Here is a 22723-nt window from a genome sequence, read left to right on the forward strand (position 1 = left end):
ACAGAAAACGCAAGGGTGAATTTTGAATAATGTGTAAATGGAGCAACTAAAACAAATTAAATCAAATTAAAAACACAAGTTTTACACACGTTTAACGCTGCGATTACAAATGCAGGTTATTATGTAGCTATAGACACAACCAAAACCAACAAAAGGTGCTGGAATAACAAGTAGATCAGTCAAACAGGAGGATTTCAATGATACAAGCAGTTGTTTTTGATTGGGCGGGGACGATGGTAGACTATGGATGTTTTGCTCCGCTTAACGTTTTTATGGAAGTCTTCCGAAAAAGAGAGATTGCTATTACCTTGTCAGAAGCAAGAGCGCCGATGGGACTTCTGAAACGCGATCATATTAACGAAATCCTAAAAATGGAGCGTGTCGCCGGCTTATGGCGCGAGCGCTATGGACAATTGCCTCAGGAAGCGGATGTTGATTCACTTTATGCCGATTTTGAACCGATGATGCTAGCTGTCGTTCATGAATACGCCGAACCGGTACCAGGAGCCCTTGCACTCGTAGAACGTTTACGTCAAAGCGGCATTCGGATCGGCTCCACAACGGGCTACACGGCTGAGATGATGGCGATTGTCACCGTTCAAGCGAAGAAGCGCGGTTATGCTCCGGACCACTTGGTTACGCCAAATGATGTGCCCGCAGGACGTCCATATCCTTGGATGATCTACGAGAACGCGGCTGCTCTGAACGTCTATCCCATGTATAACATAATGAAGGTGGGAGATACGGTAAGTGATATAAGGGAAGGCGTCAACGCCGGAACTTGGACAATTGGCGTAGTACTAGGAAGCAGTGAACTGGGTATGAGCGAAGCGGAAGTGGAAGCTTGTGATCCTGAAGTTCTTAAGACGCGTATGGAAGCTGTCACAGCCAAGTTTCATGAAGAAGGTGCTCATTATGTCATCCAAACCATTGGTGAGCTTGATCAGCTTATTCCCGTTATCAATCAAAAACTTCAAAGAGGTGAACGTCCATGACAACAACGCCGAATCAATTGCCGGACAATCCATATGTATTGCTTACGCCAGGCCCATTATCGACTAGTAAAAAAGTAAAAGCAGCGATGCTGCGTGATTGGTGTACATGGGACCAAGACTATAATCAACTCGTGCAGTCCATTCGCAGCCGATTGGTGACGATGGCTTCCAGCAAGCCGGATGACTATACAACAGTACTCATGCAGGGAAGCGGAACTTTCAGTGTTGAATCGGTCATTGGATCTGTTATTCCCAAAGACGGCAAGCTGCTTGTTCTAGCTAACGGGGCTTATGGTAAAAGAATTGCTCAAATAGCGGATGTTCTTGGTATTTACTCGATCGTCCTGGATGCTGGGGAAACGAAGCCGGTTAACGTTAAGCAGTTAGAGGAAGTACTGAAGGTGGACTCGTCGATCACGCATGTAGCGGTTGTTCATGTAGAAACAACGACGGGAATGATGAATCCGATCGCTGATGTTGCTCGCATTGCCAAGCAATACGGCAAAACACTGATTCTCGATGCGATGAGCTCTTTTGGCGGTATTCCGATTGATATAGCGGAGTTAGATATTGATTACTTAATTAGCAGCGCGAACAAATGCATTCAAGGCGTACCGGGTTTTGGATTCATCATTGCACGGAAAGAATCTTTGGTCAAATGCAGAGGATTAGCGCGTTCCTTGTCGTTAGATCTCTACGATCAGTGGGAGACTATGGAGCAAGGAAACGGGAAATGGCGTTATACGTCACCAACGCATACTGTCAGAGCTTTTGATCAAGCACTACAAGAGTTGGAGGAAGAAGGCGGCGTAGCGCGTAGATTCGAAAGATTCACTCGTAACCAACAAACGTTGGTTGATGGCATGCAGCGGATGGGGCTGCAACCTTTACTTCCGACTGAGCTGCAGTCGCCGATTATTACTTCCTTCTTGTACCCGGATTCATCTGTGTTTTCCTTCGATGAGTTCTACGCACGCATTAAACAAGAAGGTTTTGTTATCTATCCAGGCAAAATAACAGCCGCGGCTACATTCCGAATCGGCAACATCGGCGATGTTCATTTACCAGACATTGAGCGTCTTCTGCAAGGGATTGAAAGACAGTTATTTTGGAAAACAACTTAAAAACAACTAATAGAAATAAAATACAAACATTTAACGTGCATTTAATACCAATTTTACAATTCTCATTTATACTAATATTTATAAAGTGCTAGACATACAAACCGATAATTCGAATGAAGGTGGGAGTAAGAAGATGAAGAAATCATTAGGAAGTGCAGTAGCGTTGTTGACAGTTGCATTAATGTTAGGGGCTTGCGGCGGAAAAGTGGCAGGTACAGATGGAGCGAAGACAAGTGCAGCTCCCTCGACAGCGGCCGCAGAGGTTACAGTGGATACTAAAAGCAAGGATCTAACGGTTTACACGGCTTTGGAAGATGATCAAATCAAAACTTACCTCACAACCTTCAAAGCGAAATATCCAGATGTTAAAGTAAACATTGTTCGTGATTCCACGGGAATTGTAACAGCGAAATTACTTGCTGAGAAAGACAATACACAAGCAGACGTTGTATGGGGCCTAGCGGCAACAAGCTTGCTTGTTCTTGATCAGAACAGCATGCTAGAGCCTTATGCACCAAAAGGCGTAGATCGCATTCTTCCAGATTTTAAAGACAAAAATGCTGTCACGCATTGGGTTGGCATCGACGCATGGGAAACAGCGTTCATCGTCAACAAAGTGGAGATGGAGAAGCGCAAGCTGGCAATTCCGCAGTCTTACGAGGATCTGGCGAAACCTGAATACAAAGGTCTCATTACAATGCCGAATCCTTCGTCTTCAGGTACTGGTTTCCTGACGGTTTCCGGATTGGTTCAATTGAAAGGCAATGACGCTGCATGGGATTACATGAACAAATTGCATGACAATATTGCGATGTATGTACACTCCGGTTCCAAACCTGCAAAATTAGCTGGTACTGGTGAATATCCAATTGGTATTTCCTTTGGCTACCGCGGTATTCAAGAGAAAAAAGCTGGCTCACCGGTTGAAGTGGTATTCCCCAAAGAAGGCTCCGGCTGGGACGTTGAAGCGAATGCTTTGATGAAGAAGAAAGTCGTGAAACAAGTAGCTAAAGACTTCTTGGATTGGGCGATTACGGATGATGTTATGAAAGAGTACAACAAAAACTATGCCATTCTTGCGATTAAAACAGATTCCGCTAAGATTCCTGACGGTTACAGCGTAGATCCGGTTAAGCAACTTATCAAAAATGATTTGAACGATGCTGCCAAAAAACGTGACAGTGTATTAGCGGAGTGGGACAAGCGTTTTAACGCCAAAAGCGAACCGAAAAAATAGAGGGCAAAACAAGAAAAAGGCTGACTGCGAACCATGCTTGCAGCAGCCTTTTTTCTATCACCTTTTTACAAAGCGATAACATATCACACTTATACTAGAACTAATAAGACTAAGGGGGCTGCTTGATCATGACACAAGCTTACTTGTCCATTCAAGGGGTAAATAAAACATTTGGATCTTTCAGCGCTTTGAATAATATCCATATAGATATTCAGAAAAATGAGTTCATCTGTTTATTAGGCCCAAGCGGTTGCGGTAAAACGACATTGCTTCGCATTATTGCGGGATTAGAAAAACCGACACAGGGCCGGATTACGGTTGATGGAAAAGATATTACCCACCTGCCGCCAGCTAAAAGAAACTTCGGCATGGTATTCCAGTCGTATGCGCTTTTTCCTAACCTTACTGCTTATCAGAATGTTGCCTATGGCTTGCAGGGCAAGAAATTCAAGAAGAAAGAGATTGACGAGAAGGTCAAGGAAGTCTTGAACTTAGTGGATCTGCTGCACCTCCACGATCGCTACCCAGCGCAAATGTCCGGCGGGCAGCAGCAGCGTGTAGCATTGGCCCGAGCTATCGTCTTGTCCCCTGATTTCTTGCTTTTGGATGAACCGCTTTCAGCGTTAGATGCCAAAGTTCGCGTCAAACTTCGTGAGCAAATCTGCGAACTGCAGGACAAGCTTGGCATTACAACCGTGATGGTTACGCATGACCAAGAGGAAGCGCTCACGATGGCAGATCGCATTGTGGTGATGAAAAACTCTGAAGTTGTGCAAATGGGAACACCAGAACAAGTGTATGAAGAACCCAATTCGGCCTTTGTCGCCGATTTTATCGGATCGATTAATTTCTTGGAAAATGGGGAGCAAGGAGGATTATCGCAGCGTAGAAGTCTTGCTATTCGTCCTGAACATATTCGCCTATCCGCTCCTGGATCAAACAAAGGAGTGAAGGCAGTTGTCAAGCATGTCGAGTTCCGAGGAGCTTTCTACAGAGTGACGCTTCAGCCAGCGACAGGCACAGGCTACCAGCATGTCCTGCTTACAGTGGATGTGTCTTCGCAAGCCACGCATCAACTGAAGCTCGTCAAACATGCCGAAGTATCCGTTGAATTCCCGCAAGAAAAGATGATTACATTCCCAGCTGATTCTATGGTAGGTGCTTAAATGGACAAGGGAATTGTCAGCATGAATCCGCCGATCCGCCGTCACCTTGGAGCTCTTTTTACTTTACAAAATGTGTTGATTGTCGTACTCGTGCTCACTTTAACAACAAGCACTCTCATTCCGTTAATTCTTTTATTCAGTAAAGCCTTGTTGAATAAGAATGCGGAGTTTATTGGACTAGCTAACTTTGTCCAGTATTTCTCTACGCCTTCCCTGCTTCAATCATTAACGAACACGATCTGGATTTCCGTGTTATCCACAATAATTGCCGTTGCTCTCGCTTTCGCTTATGCCTACGGGATAAGCCGAACGGCTATTCGCGGCAAAAGTTATTTCCGCTACATTGCGTTATTGCCGCTGTTTCAACCGACGATGATGCACGGTATTGCGCTTACGTATTTGTTCGGGAATCAAGGTATCATTACACACGGGTTTTTCGGGCTCATGCCTGGTCTGAGAATACCGATTTATGGACCCATCGGGATCGTCATTTCTGAAGTCATTTATTTATTTCCTCAAGCTTTTTTGATTTTTATCACCGCTTTGTCAATGACCGATCAGCGACTGTATGAGGCCGCGGAATCGCTGGGCGCGAATAAATGGAAGACCTTTTTCACGGTAACGTTGCCCTCCGTCAAGTATGGCCTCATTAGTGCCATTTTCGTCTGCTTTACAGCTAGCTTTACGGATTTCGGAGCTCCGCAGGCTATCGGCGGAAAGTTTAACGTGCTGGCTACGGATATTTACAAGCAGGTCATCGGGCAGCAGAACTTATCGATGGGTGCCACAGTGGGGATCCTTCTCACGATTCCGGCAATCATTGCTTTTGCTGTAGATCGATTCGTAGAGCGTAAACAGCGTTCGCTGCTCTCTTCGAAATCAACGCCATATCGGGTGCCAGAAGGGCAAGCGCGGGATAGATTCTATCGGGCATTTTGCATGATCGTTTCGATTGCTATTTTGGTTCCGTTAATCACGATTGTATTTGCTTCCTTGGTGAAGGTGTGGCCGTACAATATCAGCTTAAGCTTCAAACATTATGACTTTTCGAGTGTTGCAGGATCAGGCTTGGAGCCGTTCTGGAATTCACTTCAAGTTTCACTCATCACAGCTGTGGTGGGTACAATCATGACCTTTATTTTCGCTTATTTAATTGAAAAAAACAGATCGATGAAAGGTATGCGTCAAGTTGGTTACTTCTTGTCTATTCTACCGCTTGCGCTTCCAGGTATGGTTATTGGTCTTGCTTACATTTTCTTCTTTAATAATCCAAGCAATCCCCTGAACTGGATTTATGGCACAATGGCGATCATCGTGCTTGCGAACATTACGCATTTCTATGCCGTTCCTTTTATAACGGCGACGACGGCACTGAAAAAGCTGGACAAAGAATTCGAACTCGTTTCGGAGTCTATGCGTGTCCCTTTCTACCGAACATTTCTGCGAGTAACCGTGCCAATGTCTCTCCCGGCCATTATTGAAATTGCGATGTACTTTTTCGTTAATTCCATGGTTACGGTATCTGCCGTCGTGTTCCTACGGGCTGCGGATATGAATCTTGCGGCTGTCGCTTTGGTGAATATGGAAGATGCAGGTGACGTAGCTGCCGCTGCCGCGATGTCTACCCTAATCGTAGGAACGAATATTATCGTTCGTTTGTCTTACGAGGTCATTTTAAAAAAGGTGAAAAAGCGAACGGCTGCTTGGCAAATGCCGAAGTAATACCCTATCAGGCGAAGCGTCATGTATAAATTGGAGGGTTTAACCTTATGTCTTTGATTGGTGAAGAGCGAAAGAATTATATTCTCAATCAGTTGAATTTGGATGGCAAAGTAAAGACGAATGAATTGGTCGAAGCGCTGGAAGTTTCATCTGAGACGATACGTCGTTATTTGGAAGAGCTGGAAGATGAAAATAAGCTGAAGCGGGTATATGGCGGCGCCGTCAAAATTAATTTGTCACGAGATGAGCCGTCACACCTGAAAAGGGAAGTGCTGTTCGCGGATGAGAAACGTAAAATTGGCCGCGCCGCAGCCACTCTCGTGGAGGATAACGAGGTTATTTTCATCGATGACGGAACTACGACCCTGCATATTATCGATTATTTGCTTAACAAAAAAAACCTGACGGTGCTAACCATTTCCATACCAGCCCTGTACTTGTTAATTGACTACAAAAACAAAGGTTTGTTCACCGGGGAGATCTTTCTAATTGGCGGTAAAGTCAATGCCTTGCATTCCAGGGTCACAGGTCTGCTGGCTGAGAAAATGGTGGAAAATTTCTATGCAGATAAAGCATTCTTATCTGTGGACGGCATGATGCTGGACAAAGGGATTACTGGCTTCGAAGAAGGCAAGGGTCAACTGACTCAGCAACTGATGAAATACGCCAAGCAAAGTATCGTGCTCTGCGACCACTCCAAGTTCGGGCTCGTACAGTTCTACAAAATTGCGGATTTGAGAGAGATCGATATCATTGTCAGCGATGTGCCTGCCCCCAAAGAGTGGTTATACGAATTGCAAAAAAAAGGAGTTGTATGGGTCTCATCAAACGATTAGCTGTGTTATGATAGGAAGATAATCATGACAAATGTTGGGAGCTGATTCGTTTGTCGGTACAACTGAAAGTGACGCAATCCACAGATGGTATTGGTATTTTGAAGCACGCCGTCACGATGGTGATGGGGATGTGGCTGATTGTTGGCTTATTTATCGATGGCTTTGCTCATAATCACGGAGCGGTTGAGACCTTTTTTACGCCATGGCATGCGATTCTGTACTCCGGGTATTTGGCCTGTGCGATTTGGATTCTTATTATTACTTATCAGAACAAAACCAGAGCCGGTCATGCTACTTGGGCAGCGGCCATTCCCACGGGTTATGGGCTCGGGGTCGCAGGTGTTCTCCTCTTTTTCATTGGCGGCATTGGCGATATGCTCTGGCATACGATATTTGGCATTGAGAAAAATATTGAAGCTCTCCTCAGCCCAACACATCTGATCCTATTGACTGGTGCGCTGATGATTCTGACCAGCCCTTACCGCGCGATGAGTGATGCGGAGAAGGACGTTTCTCCGAGCTTTCGGCGGTTGCTGCCTGCACTGACTTCCGTGGCGCTGACCTTTGCCGTGATGGCTTTTTTTCTCATGTATGCCTGGTCGTTTCGGCAGAATTTATGGATGGCTATAGAAGAAGACGCTGTTGCCAAAGCTGTAGTGGATTTTCTGGTCACAACCATGCTGCTCGTTTTGCCGATTATGTTCGTACTAAGAAGGTGGAAGCTGCCTTTCGGCACGGTGACCTATTTCTTTGTTTTTGAGGCAATATTGATGGCAGTGCTGGACGGCTTCTCACACTATGGTTCTATCGTGATTCTGCTTATTAGCGGGATAATCGGGGATTTGCTTCTGAAATCGATCAAAGAAAAAGAAGTCTGTGCGTGGCAATATCGCGGCGTTTTCTTCCTGTTGCCTGTGCTCATCTGGGGCTTGTATTTTGCTGATTTGCGCTTGTTTCACACATTAGATTGGTCTCCTGAGCTTTGGGGTGGCACCATCTTTATTTGTGGCCTCTGTTCGATGGGATTAAGCATGCTGACGGCCCCAATCACGTCTGGAAGAAACCAATGAAACGACTTGTCATCCTTCTCATGGGTTTGGCTGCTCTCTTAGCCGCCTGCGGGAATCAAAACACGACCATTGATATGTCAGGGATGCAGATGAATATGGAGGCCATGCCGGCACATGCCCACAGCAATGATGCCATAGCGCATTTCTCGGTTGCTATGGACCGTTATGTGCCGGGTGAAGAAGCGACGATCACGATTCTTATTCAAGATAAGTGGAACAAACCCATTGATAATTTTGATCTCATGCATGAGAAGTTGATGCATTTGATCGTAGTGAGCAAGGATCTGTCTTATTTTGATCATCTTCATCCGGAACATGTTGGGAAAGGGCAATTCACTGTCAAGACGAAGTTCCCCACTAGCGGCTATTATCAGCTGATTGCTGATTTCACTCCACAAGGGAGCGGGGAGACGGTGCAAATGCACTGGGTCACGATTAACGGGAAAGCGCCGAAGATGGCGGTGCTTCAACCAGATACCTCGCTGACGAAAGAGGTGGACGGCAAGGAAGTGACGCTTGCTTTCGACCATCTCATGGCGGGGATGGGGCTGGATATGATCTTCACGATCAAGGATGCCCAAACGAAACAGCCGATTACCGATCTGCAGCCCTATCTGGGCAGCTTGGGGCATGTCGTTGCGATCAGCGCGGATGCGAAGGAGTACGTCCATGTGCACCCGAATGAGCAGAAGGGTTCGGGGCCTATAGCACCGTTCACAATTATTTTCCCCAAAAGTGGCATCTATAAAATTTGGGGGCAATTTCAGCATCAGAATGAAGTATTTATCATGCCTTTTACCATAAAAGTTCCATAAAGGCGTTACATTTACAATTTCATCTGAATTTTGTAATCAAAAAGAAATATGTTATTCATCTAGCTTTAATGAAACGGGCTTATAATAGAACTCGACCCCCTTTAAAATATATATATCTTAAGACCCGCGGCCCGTTGCTGTGGGTCTCTTTTTATGTAGAGGGAACTACAGTCCGCTATTTCTCTGCAAAGGCGCATTTTCCATGTGGAAGGGGAACTGGGGTCCGTTATTTTGCCAATATCACCTGAAAACGTGGCATGGAGGCAGCAATAGCGCCCTGTAGTTCCGCTCAGGCTGGAAACAGCCTGTTTCTCTTCAAATAGCGGACTCAAGTTCCCTTTGATCACTGGCCCTGCGGCACCCCACGTCTCCACCGCATGAAAAGCAAAAAAACAGGTCGAATCTTAGATTCGCCTGTCTTATGAGAAACAGCTTATTTTTTCGCTACATCGGAAATAACGAATTTGTCGCTTACTTTTTTCGTTGTATACGTAGCGCCGTCTTTCGTCGTGAATTTGACTTGATCAGCTGTATTAGCCTTGTCGAATGTGACGTCCGCTTTGGTTGTGTCTAGCAGGTTCGTCGGGAAGAAGGAAGTCGGGTTCGTTACAATAGCTCCGTCTGCCTCTTGTTCTGTCAAATAGTGAGCTGCCAGTTTATCCGCCATAGCGGCATCAAAATAGGTGGAAAGGAACTTCACGGCTTTCTCTTTGCTATCTGCTGCGATAGGGTTAAGGATGAACTTGTCATCTTTGGATTTGGCTTCTCCGAATAGGAAGCCCACTTTCTCTTGAGCAATTCTAGCGCCGATATAGCCTTTCATGTTGACAGCATCCTGCGTTTCAGCAGTTGCTTGCGGTGAAGCTGCTGCGCTGGCGCTTGGAGACGGGCTAGTTCCTGTATTTTTTGGTGCGGAGGAGCATGCTGCTCCTGTAACCATCATCGTAAGCAGGAGGACACCTGCGGCTGTTTGTTTCAAAATCATGTGTGATACACCTCTTCGTCTGTATGAATGTATTTATTTGTAAATAAATACATATTATATTTAAATTATTTAACTGCAAGTAAAAAATATACGCTATTTTTAAATGTAATGCAATGAATTCAAGGAAAGTTCACATTCTATTCTGTCCCTGAAAAGGCGAAAAAAACCTTCGCATCCACCAGGAAAATGGGGTTGAAGGTTTCTTTCTATCCAACGTCATCTTATTTATTTACGCTTATAAAACAATCTGGAAATCCCTACCCCAATGGCCCCAAGTCCGATAAACAGGATCGCCCTTATGGCGGTTGACACATCAGGTAAATCAATGAAGATTATTTTGAGCAGGGTTACAAATAAGAACAGAATGCCGATTAGATTGGCTTTTGCTTTACGCACAAACAGTCCCGCGACAATGAGGAGCACCGCATAGATCGCCCAAACACCAGAGAGAATGAGATGTTGGTAATCATCACCCAGCCCCTTCGTTAAGGCATTGGTTAATTGAGAGACGAAGACAAGGAGCAGGATAAATCCCATCCATAGCAAAAGCAGAGAGATTCGCGCCGGCACATGGCTTTCCCGGACAGAGGCGGAAGAGCGAAAGAAAGCATATAGGCCGCCTATGGTAGCCACGAGCACAAACCAAGCAAAAGTTTCATGTGATCCGATATCATGGATTGGATGAAAGAGAACGAACAGCATGCCGATGAAATAGGTGAGGGCTCCACTGATTTGCTGGAGCCTGCTTTGGAAGCGTACACCTAGGCAGAGAGCGATGCCGCCTTCGACTAACAGCGCTGATCCAGCTTGGTCAGCATGCAGGACGAAAATGAGCCATAAGAAGATGCTGAAGGTTGCGATGGAGATCTGCACGGAGAAGGCCCGCTTTTGCCGGTAAAGCCAGTAGGAAGTGCCGATGTACACAAGCGACCACAGGGCCAGCATCCACTCATAGAGGAGCTTATCGCTGCCTGTAGTGCCGTACAGACCGTATGTCCAGGCTGCGACGAGGCCAAAGCTTAGAAACAATGCGATGCGCTGTCCAATGCGGCTGTCTTCCGAGCGCAGAAGCGCAGTGCTGAAGAGGAGCAGATGCTGCAAGATGACAACAGTGAGTAGTAGCGGTCTGTCACTCGCCGTATGGCTGAGTAAGGTTGAAATGATCAGAGGCAGATGAAGGACGCCAAATGCGGTGAAATAAGCACCTCGGAAGGCATAGCGCAAGGATAACAGCATCATAGCGATGGAAAAGAGTCCTTCATAGCCAGCAAAAACCCACATATTCGGATGCGACGAGTCGACCATGAACGGAACGAGATATCCTGCAAGCAAGGTGATCATCATGAGGGCTTGTGAGTGGTGGCGAATCGCTGTAAACACACTAGCAGCTATAGAAAGGATGTAAAGTACGAAAGCAAGCCAGGAAGGGATCAGCTCAAACAGCATATGAGCTGCGAAAAGCGATAAGATCAGCACCCCGCTTGCTCCGCCTAGCAGCACTTGCCCTAGTGCTGCGCGTTTGCGCTTCAATTGCGCTTCCCCTTGCCAATACATGAGGCCTGCTGCGGCAACACCGAGTAAGCAGCGCACAGGCTCGGTAATGAAGCCGGCACTTACGGCTGCTGTGAACCCCCAAAGCACGCCAAGCAGGAAGACGATGACAAAAATGCGCGGCAGCCAGACGCGGGCGATCAAGTGCTCCCAGTCTCTTGGGGGAGCAGGCTCTGCGGCGGGAATGAACGTTTCCTGCTGGAAGGCAGGCCGCGGAGTGGGCTGGGAATGCTCATCTAAAAGAGCTGGCATAGCTGAGTGTAGCGATTCTGAAGTCGCTTTTCGGTCAAGCGCATGGTCAAGTAACAGTTCGAGCTCTTTTACTTTCTTTTCGAGTGCGGCTACTCGCAGTTCTAAATCCATAATAGCCCCCTTTGTGGTACACATTTTAGGCATGTTTTTCCATTACATTCTATGTTAACATGGGCCAGGCAAGACGTGTAGGCTAACAGACGAAATAAAAGCGGGACAACTATGCTACAATAGTCATAAACATGAATAGGACATTAGGAGATGAACCACCATGAGTAAAGAATTAAACGAACAAGAGCTTATCCAATTTATCGTAGAGAAATCGCAAGCAGATCCCAAACAAATTCAGCTCGTCCTGAAATATGAGAAAGCGTATATCCTGAAAGCCGAAGAAAATACCAAAGGGGAAGTGGATATCGACAGCGATGATTTGATCGATCATATTCTAAGCAGGCCGGATGTGAAATTGACGGAGCTGGCGGTTGACACGATTTTGGAAGCAGAAATGGCGTACTTGATGAAACATGGATTAGCGGGTTATATGGATTAAATGAAATGGGACGATGCAGGGGATTTCTCCGGTGTCGTCTTTTTTTATTTACATTAACATAAGAGTTAATTGAATAACATGTATTGACAGAGAATGAGCTTAGGATGATAATAGGTTTAGTTATATTGGACTTATTTAATTAACTTATTAATTAACTTTATGGAGGTAGCGTTACCCATGACGAATCAACCCCGAGCAGATTACCCAAGGCCACAATTTGTACGAGACAGCTGGATGAACCTGAATGGCGAATGGGAATTTGAATTTGATGATGATCGTGTAGGCAACAGAGAGAAGTGGCACTTAGGGAATAAAGCGTTATCCAAAACGATTCAAGTGCCTTTCGCTTTTCAGAGTAAGCTAAGCGGCATTGGAAGCAATGAGTTTCATGACGTTGTATGGTACCGCAGGGATTTGGTGATTCCGGATTCATTCGCAAATAAGCGGATTTTGCTCCACTTTGGGGCTGTCGATTACGATGCATCCGTATGGGTGAACGGTAATTTGGTGGCGACACATGAAGGCGGACATACGCCGTTTCACGCGGACATTACCGATGCTCTTCAAGAAGGCACGAACAAATTGGTTGTCAAAGCCGTTGATTACAGCAAAGACGTGACGCTGCCTAGAGGCAAGCAGTACTGGCTCTCGGATTCAGCGAGCATTTTCTATACAAGAACTACAGGTATTTGGCAAACGGTATGGATGGAAGCCGTAAGCGCTTATGCTTATTTAGACAAAGTCAGAATTACGCCGGACATAGATAATAAACAGGTGGAATTACAATTTTTCATCGAATCTGCCCAAGCGCATGAGAAACAGCAGGTGAAGGTTGAAATTTCTTTCAAGGGCAAACTTGTTTCCGAGGATACCTATTTGTTGAAAGACAGTGTGGGCACAAGAACCGTTCGTCTGAATGATTTCAACGATCATGGACTTGGCGGCTGGTGGACACCAGAGCGTCCGAATTTGTACGACGTTACCTATACACTGCTGGTTAATGAACAAGCTGTTGATCAAGTGACGAGCTATTTCGGTATGCGTAAAGTGTCGATCGAGAATGGTAAGCTTTGTCTCAACAACCGCCCATATTTCTTGAAAATGGTGCTGGATCAAGGGTATTTCCCAGATGGAAATTTGACACCGCCAAGTGATGAGGCGATCAAACAGGATGTCGAGCTGACGAAAGCGATGGGCTTTAATGGTGCCCGCAAGCATCAGAAGCTGGAAGATCCTAGATATCTGTATTGGTGTGATCAGCTGGGTCTTGTTGTCTGGAGCGAAGCGGCCAATGCCTACGAGTATACAGAAAAGTATGTAGAACGGTTTACCAAAGAGTGGCAAGCGTCTGTGGATCGCGATTATAACCATCCTTCCATCATTGCTTGGGTTCCTTTGAATGAAAGCTGGGGAGTTCCCAATATCCAGATTGATAAAAGACAGCAGCAGCATGCGCTGGCCATGTATCATTTGACCAAATCGCTTGATCCGATGCGCCCTGTCATCTCGAATGACGGCTGGGAATTGGTGAAAACAGATTTATTCGCGATTCATGATTATGAATGGCGCGAAGAGGTTCTGACAGAGCGTTATAGCTCCGAAGAGAAGGCCGTTCATGCGATGCCGGCTAATCGCCGCCTGTTTGTTGAAGGTTTCCCTTATGAGAATCAGCCGATTCTTGTTACAGAGTTTGGCGGGATCGCCTACAAGAAAAGCGAATGGGAAGGCTGGGGTTACTCAGGGGCTGAGAACGATGAAGAGTACGAGCAGAAGCTGCGTGCCGTCATTCGTCCCCTTCTGAACTCCGGTGTTGTTCAAGGATATTGCTATACGCAATTAACGGATGTGGAACAGGAAATCAACGGTTTGCTCACATATGATCGGCAACCGAAAATCCCGGTTGAGCTGATTAAAGCGATCAATGACCGTAAATAAAAAAGAGTCGGGGCAAGTAGATGCCCCGGCTTTTTTCTATTCTTCGGCTTCCTCGATCCGAATGACAACTTCATTGGAGAGTGTCGTTCCTGTATGAACAGGTTCGTTAACCTGGTACACATATTTGGCAGCGGCTCTAAGCGGAATGCGTTTGGCATTTGGCCGAAGAATAATTGTCGCTGAGTAGGTAATCTCCGTTGTGCCTTGCGGCGAGATGACTCCAAGCGATAAAGGCTGCGAGGAACCATAAGACTGATTCATCAGAGTGCCATTGATGCGCAAAGTGCCGGAATTTAACGTTGTCAATGGAGAAATCCAATCATGCAGATACATGCTGCCTGCAGCAAGATTGCCTGTATTGGATATTTGAATCCTGTAATGGACAGTAGATCCAGGCTCAGCGATTAAAGGATTAGCCAAAATTAAGATAGTTACATTTGGTCGTAGTAATTCAACGCTTACGGTATTAGAGAGCACATGATCGGAGACAACCCGATCATCCGGCAGCCGGAAATTATATGACACGTCGGCATGGCTGGTAAGCTGGGTTTGCTCGGCGGAAATCGCTACGGCGTTGACGGTAACTTGGAATGTGACGACCATTTGGCTTTTTGGCGGTAATTGCCCGATATAAACGGAGTTCGTTAATGGTGAGTTGCCATAAGAAGCGCCATTCACCGTTAAACTTCCGAGCACATAGGAGCTGCCCTCGGGAATGAAATCGGATAGCCAAATTTCAGCAACGATATTGCCTTTGTTTGAAATGATTAACGTATAAGTTAAGGTATCGTTCAAAGTAGCCTTTGGCGGAAGAACGGACTCGACGACCGTAATCGAAGGATCGTACACCTCCAATGAAATGGAATTGGACGTCATTTTTTGTTTGTAGTCTTCGAGCTGCAGGATAAGCTCCGCGTCATTCACGATTCGCCCGGATGAGGGAGCTTGGGTAACGCTTACCTGGAACTGAAGTGTTGTATCCGCATAAGGAGGCAGCTCGCTTAGTGAAATGCCTTCGGCGGGATTCGCTGACGGGTAAGAAGTATGCCCGATTTTTACGCTGCCCGCAACGAAACTAACGCCGGCTGGCAGCCGATCCACAAGTCGCATTTTGTTAATTGTGTAGCTTCCTTCGTTCTTGATGGTGAATAGAAACGTAACGGTATCTCCGACAAACGTATAGGATTTATCCGCTTGTTTCTTAAAACTGATTTTCGTTTCTTCGAAAGGAATGATGACGGTATTGGACTTTGAGCTCCCGGACGCTGATCTTCCTCCTGATGTATGAAAAGTATAGGTTGCAGTGGCTTGATTTCTGAGCTGCGAAGAAGGCTGAAGTACAATGATTTGAAAGTTTACTTCGATGTGCTGGTCCATGTGAATCGTCCCTACATAGATACCCTTATCGGGTTTGGCCATAGGCATGGGGACGCCATTCACGATGACGCTGTTAGGTACTAACGAAGTCCCGTCCGGCATGGTGTCAAAAAGGGTAACTTGTGCATCCAAGTTACCCTTATTGGCTATTGTCAAGGTAAAAGTCACGATCTGACCGAGCACGGCTTCAGACGTATTCGCCTTCTTTCGAATCGTAATGACGGGACCAACCACAGGGGTATCTACAGTATTCGAATAAGAGTGGCTGGTCAGGTTGCCTGAACTGAAACGGACGACAGATTGATTAATTAAATGTTTGGGAGGTTGGGATTCGGCCGTCATACGACCGTCACCTCGAATTTAACAGTGACAGATCCTCCGGCCGGAATCGTGCTGAGCGGAACACCTGTACCTGGGTTCTGGCCTGGTCTTGGGGCGCCATTAACCGTTACGCTGTCTGTGACAAATACAGTTCCAGTCGGAATTGGATCTGTAAGTACAACGCTGCTGACAGCGGCAATACCGCTATTGGTGACAATGACTGTGTACGTAATCGTATCGCCAACGATCGCATCGATCACATCGGAGCTTTTCGCCACTCTAACATCTGGTGAGGAAACTGGAATCACGAGCGTGTTGGAAGCTACAGAGCCTGACAGCACCCGTCCATCTGGCGGCGAGTAGGTGTAGTTGGCGGTCGCTGTGTTTACTAATTGCTGTGGTGACGGCAAGGATTCTACGGTGACGGCCAGCGATATTTTCACAGTAACCGTATCGCCTGGAGGAATGGTTCCAGCATTGATACCCGTAGCTGGATTAGCACCAGGCTGAAGTTGGCCGTCGACAATTACGCTGTTAGGGACAAATTCGGCTCCTGCCGGAATGGTGTCAAATACCGTTGCAACGGCAGGCAGATTCCCGGAATTGTGAAGATTAAGCGTGTAAACGATGGTATCGCCAACGGTGGCATTGGTTGTATTCGCGCTCTTGATGAGAGCGATAATTGGCTGATAGACCGGCACGATGACTGTGTTAGAGAAGGCGGATGCGGCAAAGGCGCCGCTCGTAAAGCTGACGGATGATTGATTCGCAATCTGCCCGGATAACGGTAAGGCGGTAACGGTGACTTTGAAAGAAACTGCAACAGATACGCCTGGCTGAATGGTGCCAAGCGAAATCCCTTTGGTTGGATCAGCGGTAGTTACCGGATTGCCATCAATCGTAACGCTGCCTGGAACGAAGCTTGTGGAACCAGGAAGCTGATCAAAAAATTGAACATTATTGATGGCCGCTATGCCGTTATTCGACACATTAGATAAATAAGTGACCGTATCGCCGACTACGGCATCGGCAGCAGTTGCCAATTTCCCGACCGTGACATCCGGAGCTGATACCGGAATGGTTACGGTATTGGAAACCACTGAACCCGTAATAACTCGACCATCTGGCGGACTAAAGCTGAAGTTCGCCGTAGCCGTATTCGTTAATACTTGCGGATTCGGCAGTGAAGTAATCACAACGGCAAAGGTTACAGTGTTAGTAACACCGGGTTGTGCAGTAAATGGAATGCCTGTAGTAGGGTCAGCTCCTGGCTGGGTGATTCCGTTAAGTACAACAGAGTTCTGTTGGAAAGTAGCTCCATTAGGAATTGGATCAACTAAGTTGACGCTAGCTGCGTAGTTTCCGGTATTACTGACATTAACCGTATAAATAATGAGATCGCCAATTGTTGCATTCGTGGAATTTGCTGTTTTGGCTGCAGCAAGAATAGGTTGATAAACCGGCGTTGTAATGGTGTTGGAGAAAGCAACCGCCGAAAGGGCGCCGGAGGTAAAGCTGACAATACCTTGGTTATTTAACTGTGCAGGATTAGGCAGTGCAACGACTCTGACATTAAAGGTGATCGTAACCGTTCCGCCAGGCGCGATGGTACCAAGCGCTATGCCGGATATTGGGTTTGGCGGAACAGGCGGTGTTGGTGCTCCGACAATAACGACGCTGCCTGGAATAAACGCTAAACCGGAAGGGATCGGATCAGAGAAAACAACGTTGTTAACGGGTGCTATCCCATTGTTCATAATGACTATCTCGTACGGAATAATATCACCAACGACGGCATCCGTCACGGTCGTGCTCTTCGAAACTTTGACGTCAGGCGAAGACACAGAAATCGTTACGGTATTCGACGTGGCGGAGCGGTTGAACGTCCGTCCGTCAGGTAGCGTGAACGTGAAAGCAGCCGTTCCGGTATTGGATAAAACCTGCGGATTCGGCAGGGTATCAATCACGACAGAGAACGAGACAGGAATCGTGGCACCTGGCTGTACGGAACCGATATCAATGCCTGTTGAGGGATCTGCACCTGGAGCAGGCGTCGTTCCAACGAATACGCTGTTTGGTTGAAAGGAGGTTCCAGCAGGAATCGTATCCGTCAGGATGGCAGATGCCGCATAGTTGCCTGTATTAGAGACATTCAGTGTGTAAACGATCGTGTCCCCGACTGTTGCATTCGAAGTGCTTCCAGCTTTGAGAACACCAATGACAGGTTGGAACACAGGTGTTGTTATGGGATTCGAGAAGGTTGTGCTTGAGAGTGCGCCTGATGTGAAGGTGACGGCAGATATGTTCGTTAATTGTGCCGGAGTTGGTACAGAGGTAACGAGCACATTGAAAAGCACCGTGACCGTTGCTCCAACAGCAATCGTGCCTAGCTGAACGCCTGTGGCCGGGTTCGGAGGAACAATCGGTGGTGGAGCGCCGATGATGACTACACTGCCAGGAACAAATGTGCCGCCCGCAGGAATTTGATCCGTGAATACGACATTGTTGATGGGGGCAATCCCGCTATTCATGATGGACGTGCTGTACGTAATAGTATCGCCTACGGTTAAAGCGGTAGAAGTCGTACTTTTCGATACCGTTACATTAGGTGAAGAGACAGGGAATGTAACGGTATTGGAGACAACCGAACGTGTAATGATACGGCCATCGGGTGGTGTGAACGTGTATGTAGCCGTAGCGATATTGCTGATCGTTTGCGGGCTGGGCAAAGTTTCAATCAGCACAGAAAAGCTTACTGTCTTAGAGGTACCAGGCGCGATGGAGCCAGCAGTAATTCCGGTTATGGGATCTGCGCCAGGTTGAGGCATCCCGTCGACTTGCGCACTATTCGTTACAAAAGAAGTTCCAGCAGGAATCGTATCTGTAACAATGACATCCCCTGCAAGGTTGCCTGTATTCGAGACAACGATACTGTAGAGTACGGTGTCGCCGACAGTTGCGCTGGTTGTGTTGGCTGTCTTTACAGCCTTGATATCCGGTTGGGTAACGGGAGTGATGACATCATTGGAAGAAGAAGACCCTGAGAACGTGCCGGATGTAAAGCTGACGGAAGATTGGTTAATGATTTGTGGCGTTGGCATTGTGATTTTCACCTCAAAAGTCACGGTAACTGGGTTGTTAGGAGCCAGGGTACCGATTGGAATACCGGTCGACGGATTGGTATTCGGCAACGAAATGCCGTTCACAATGACGCTTCCGGGAATAAATGAAGTGCTCGGATCGGCAATGCTCGTAAGAATCACATTGTTGACGTTCGCGACGCCTTGGTTGGTGATGACGATGGTATAGATGACGGTATCTCCTTGAACGGCTGAGCTGACATTGCTGGTTGTCATCACCTTCACGTTAGGAGCTGAAACAGGAATGGTAACCGTATTTGATATACCAGAGCCAGAGAGCGTTCGGCCATCCGAAAGCGTAAAGGTATAGGATGCGCTCGCCTGATCGACTAATTGCTGCGGAGTTGGCAGGGAAGTTACCGTCGCTTCGAAGGTAACAATTTTTTTGGCACCAACAGCAATCGTGCCGAGCGGAATACCGCTCACAGGATCAACGCCTGGGAGAGGTGCGTCATTAATGATGACGCTGTTCACGATAAACGTAGTACCTGCGGGAATGTTATCCGTTAACGTCACGTCGGCAGGAGAACTGCCGGTATTGCCCACCTCCAGTCTGTAAACAACAATATCTCCGAGAACTGCCAGCGTCAGGTTAGAGCTTTTGACAATGGATAAGATAGGCTGTTGAATCTGAGTGAGGACGCTGTTCGAGAAAGCTGCTCCAGAGAAAACGCCGGAATTAAAGCTTACACTGGCGTGATTCTCAGCCTGCGCTGGCGTGGGAACCGAAGTGACAGTTGCCCGGAAAATGACCTGTGTTGTGGCGCCGGCCGCAATGTTACCAATCGAGAAGCCGGTATTCGGGTCCGCCGCAGATCTAGGCACACCGTCTATCGTCACGCTTCCAGCTTGGAACGTAACGCCGGCAGGGAGTGAATCTTGCAGGGTGACGCTGCTTACTGGAACAACGCTGCTGTTCGTAATGTTGAGCGTGTAAATAAGGGTTTCACCGATAGCGGCATACGCTAGATTGACTGACTTGCTTACAACGACATTAGGGGCGGATACGGGAATATCTGTCGTATTTGAAGTGGCACTGCCGTTTAGTGTGCGTCCGTCCGGTGGTTGGTACGTATAATTTGCCGTTCCTTGATTTTGAAGTCTCGGAGGAGACGGCAGGTTCTGCACGATGACTTGAAACTTAATTTCACTCGTGCCGGAAGGCGGAATAGATCCTGCTGGAATACCAATAGCAGGATTGGCGCTCGGACTGGAAACGCCATTTATTGTAACACTGCCTGCCACAAACGTAGTGGATGGTGATATCGTATCCACGACCGTTGGTATAACAGCGATATTACCTTGGTTGCGAACCAGAAGTGTGTAGGTTAGGGTTCCCCCAACGGTGACGTTGGTGCTATTCACACTCTTGGTCACAGAGACGACTGCTTGAAACACGGGTGTCGTAATCGTGTTGGTTAGGGTAGTTCCTGCAAAAGTACCTGAGCTGTAAGAAACAGAAGCCTGGTTGCTTAGTTGCGCCGGGGTAGGCAAGGAAACGACATTGACCTGGAAGGCGACGGTCACCGAGCCGCCAGCTGCTATAGTACCTACCGCGATACCGCCGCCAGGTTCTGAACTTGGCCTCGAACTCCCTCCAACGAGGACGGTGCCGGGTACAAAAGTCGCGCCTTGGGGAATCGCATCCGTGAGAATGACATTCGTTACACTTTCTACGCCTGAATTCGTAATCACCGTACTGTATGTAAAGGTATCTCCGACAACCGCGTCGATCACGTTAGCGCTTTTGACGGCACCAACACTTGGCAAACGGACGGGAATAGTCACCGTATTGGAGCCAGCCGTTCCCGAGATTGTGCGACCGTCAGGCGGTTGGAACGTGTAAGTACTATTCGCTGTATTTACGAGCTGTGGCGGAGATGGGAGGGAATTAATCAGTACATCAAAGGTGACCGTCGATGTTCCGCTGGCAGCTACTGTGCCAATGTTTACACCTGTGACTGGATTGGCGCCAGGAATGGTGACGCCGTTAACTTTGAAGCTGTTCGCGACGAAGGATGTTCCCGCTGGTATATTGTCGGTAACCGTCATTAGTGCGGCCCGATTCCCAGTGTTCGCTATTTGCAAGGTGTAGGTTACTGTGCTCCCGACAGAACCGTTCGCCGTACTCGCGGATTTCACAATCGCAATCTTCGGTGAATATACCGTTGTTGTTACGGTATTCGATGGAATGACGCCTGAAATCACATTACCGCCTGCAACGCTTTGGAAGGTGAAAGCGGCATTCGCTGTATTCCCCAGCGTTTGCGGATTGGGAAGGCTTGTGACCGTAGCTCTATAAGTAACAGTGATCGATGAGCCAAAAGCAAGGGAGCCAAGCGGCGCACCTGTTGTAATATCGTAGGTTGGCTGCGATACCCCTGCTACGATGACACTGCCAGGCACGAAGGTTGAACCGGCAGGCAAGGCATCGGATAATACGATACTTGCGGCGCTGGCCGTCCCTGTATTGGAGGTCGTTACGGTGTAAGTGATGATATCGCCTACGACCGTTCCTGGCACACTGGCACTTTTGGTCACACCAATTTTGGGGGCGTTAATATCGACTTGAATGCCGTTGGCATTAACAACATAGGCATCTCCGGATGTTGTCAATTGCAAGATGGCGGAGGATTGATTGTTCGTTAACCGTGCGGAGACATCAACGTTCGTAATGTCCCACCCTTGACGGCCTCCGCTAATGTTCGATCCCGGAGCTCCGTTGATTTGGTTGAGTGAGCCGAACGTCCCTGTGGTGTTAAGCTGCCCTGCATCGTTATTGATCTGGGAAGCAAAAAAGTTGGCGGCAAAGTTATTCGGTCCGGATAATGCGACGAGTGAGGCCGTTGTGGGTCCGAACAACGCCTGATCCCCCGTTCGGTTCGCGTCCCCTTCCTGTGCGCTGAAAAGCGCTCTACCGCCTAATGCTCCTGTTACCGGTGTAGCAAATCCGGTAATGGTGGTATTAACAGGAGGGGAGGTAGACTGGACGAGTACGGCTCCAACGCGTAATGACATATTCCGGAAAGGCAGGTTCGTGTTCTGGTAAATAACGGCGAGCGTCCAACCGCAATGGTTGGCTGTAGGATCCCCCGTAATGACAATCGTACCTGGCACGCTTCCAACGGTGTAAGTACCGCCCATCCCTTGCTGCACCTGAGTCGTGACATTGGCTGTGCGCACATAGCCGAATGCCCCACTGCCCAAGTTAAACTCATTCTTCGTTGCATTATCAGGCGTGATGCTAAACGTTGCTGCTGGTGTCGTAAACGAAACTGGATTGTTGATCACAGCGCTCAGGTCAACATTGCCGTTGATATAAGATCCGCCCCAGATCAGCTCTGCATAAAGTACGGTACTTCCAGCAGGAATTGTGAGTATGGCAGCTGAGTTATTCGAGGTGTAGAGATTGGTCGTACCTGCGGGATACGTTCCGAATTTCAGCGCGGTATTCACCGTTGTGAAAGCACCGATGCTGTCTTGTGTTCCCGGTGCGCCTGCCGTATCGGAGCGACTTAGGCCAAGTGTATTTCCGGTGAACGTAATCGCGCCAGTCGCGTTGAGTGTGGACCTGACGACGAGAGCTATGATCGTCACCCCCTAGATTTTGAACGTTCGTTAGATAGCTGAAGGAAGTTCACTGTGAT

General features: G+C 47.5%; 14 protein-coding genes. 10 read left to right on the plus strand and 4 right to left on the minus strand.

Translation table 11 applies throughout. The annotated features are described in order from the left end of the window. The first annotated feature begins 197 nt into the window (after positions 1 to 197). The 8 genes from phnX (at position 198) to GQF01_RS23285 (ending at position 8965) form a co-directional block, all read left to right on the plus strand. Positions 198 to 995 (plus strand): phosphonoacetaldehyde hydrolase, encoded by a 798-nt coding sequence (gene phnX, locus GQF01_RS23250; RefSeq protein WP_161409041.1) that lies wholly within the window; start codon positions 198 to 200, stop codon positions 993 to 995. Between the two features lie 17 nt (positions 996 to 1012). Then, positions 1013 to 2119: a 2-aminoethylphosphonate--pyruvate transaminase gene (phnW, locus tag GQF01_RS23255; RefSeq protein ID WP_202556707.1), complete on the plus strand. Its 1107-nt coding sequence runs from the start codon at positions 1013 to 1015 to the stop codon at positions 2117 to 2119. A 133-nt stretch (positions 2120 to 2252) separates the two neighbouring features. Then, positions 2253 to 3356, plus strand: a complete 1104-nt coding sequence (locus GQF01_RS23260; protein ID WP_161409043.1) for a putative 2-aminoethylphosphonate ABC transporter substrate-binding protein — start codon at positions 2253 to 2255, stop codon at positions 3354 to 3356. A 128-nt stretch (positions 3357 to 3484) separates the two neighbouring features. After that, a complete protein-coding gene (locus tag GQF01_RS23265; RefSeq protein ID WP_161409044.1) occupies positions 3485 to 4522 on the plus strand; it encodes a putative 2-aminoethylphosphonate ABC transporter ATP-binding protein in 1038 nt (345 codons plus the stop codon). Next, on the plus strand, positions 4523 to 6244 hold the full coding sequence (locus GQF01_RS23270; RefSeq protein ID WP_161409045.1) for a putative 2-aminoethylphosphonate ABC transporter permease subunit: 1722 nt from the start codon (positions 4523 to 4525) through the stop codon (positions 6242 to 6244). A gap of 47 nt (positions 6245 to 6291) precedes the next feature. Then, positions 6292 to 7080 carry a DeoR/GlpR family DNA-binding transcription regulator gene (locus tag GQF01_RS23275; RefSeq protein ID WP_161409046.1) on the plus strand — a complete coding sequence of 263 codons (789 nt, stop codon included), beginning with the start codon at positions 6292 to 6294 and terminating at the stop codon, positions 7078 to 7080. A gap of 50 nt (positions 7081 to 7130) precedes the next feature. Beyond that, positions 7131 to 8150, plus strand: a complete 1020-nt coding sequence (locus tag GQF01_RS23280) for a hypothetical protein (protein ID WP_161409047.1) — start codon at positions 7131 to 7133, stop codon at positions 8148 to 8150. Further along, the gene (locus GQF01_RS23285) at positions 8147 to 8965 is read left to right on the plus strand and encodes a hypothetical protein (RefSeq protein WP_161409048.1); all 819 of its coding nucleotides are present in this window, start codon (positions 8147 to 8149) and stop codon (positions 8963 to 8965) included. Before GQF01_RS23280 ends, GQF01_RS23285 begins: the two co-directional genes overlap by 4 nt. Positions 8966 to 9398: 433 nt before the next feature. On the opposite strand, the gene GQF01_RS23290 is transcribed toward GQF01_RS23285, so the two are convergent. Next, entirely contained in the window at positions 9399 to 9950 is a 552-nt protein-coding gene (locus GQF01_RS23290) for a hypothetical protein (protein ID WP_161409049.1), read from the minus strand. 225 nt (positions 9951 to 10175) lie between these two features. Next, positions 10176 to 11864: a DUF2339 domain-containing protein gene (locus GQF01_RS23295; protein ID WP_161409050.1), complete on the minus strand. Its 1689-nt coding sequence runs from the start codon at positions 11862 to 11864 to the stop codon at positions 10176 to 10178. A 160-nt stretch (positions 11865 to 12024) separates the two neighbouring features. Between GQF01_RS23295 and GQF01_RS23300 the strand changes: the two genes are divergently transcribed. Together GQF01_RS23300 and GQF01_RS23305 are read left to right on the plus strand one after the other, a co-directional pair. After that, entirely contained in the window at positions 12025 to 12303 is a 279-nt protein-coding gene (locus tag GQF01_RS23300) for a hypothetical protein (RefSeq protein WP_161409051.1), read from the plus strand. 177 nt (positions 12304 to 12480) lie between these two features. Then, positions 12481 to 14238 carry a glycoside hydrolase family 2 protein gene (locus GQF01_RS23305; protein ID WP_161409052.1) on the plus strand — a complete coding sequence of 586 codons (1758 nt, stop codon included), beginning with the start codon at positions 12481 to 12483 and terminating at the stop codon, positions 14236 to 14238. Positions 14239 to 14274: 36 nt separating this feature from the next. On the opposite strand, the gene GQF01_RS23310 is transcribed toward GQF01_RS23305, so the two are convergent. Further along, positions 14275 to 15957: a DUF11 domain-containing protein gene (locus tag GQF01_RS23310; protein WP_161409053.1), complete on the minus strand. Its 1683-nt coding sequence runs from the start codon at positions 15955 to 15957 to the stop codon at positions 14275 to 14277. After that, complete coding sequence (locus tag GQF01_RS23315; RefSeq protein ID WP_407945422.1) at positions 15954 to 22664, minus strand: hypothetical protein; 6711 nt, start codon at positions 22662 to 22664, stop codon at positions 15954 to 15956. The genes GQF01_RS23310 and GQF01_RS23315 overlap by 4 nt, the downstream gene beginning before the upstream one ends. Positions 22665 to 22723: the final 59 nt, after the last annotated feature.

It is taken from the genome of Paenibacillus silvestris (genome assembly GCF_009882985.1).
Lineage (GTDB): Bacteria > Bacillota > Bacilli > Paenibacillales > NBRC-103111 > Paenibacillus_E > Paenibacillus_E silvestris.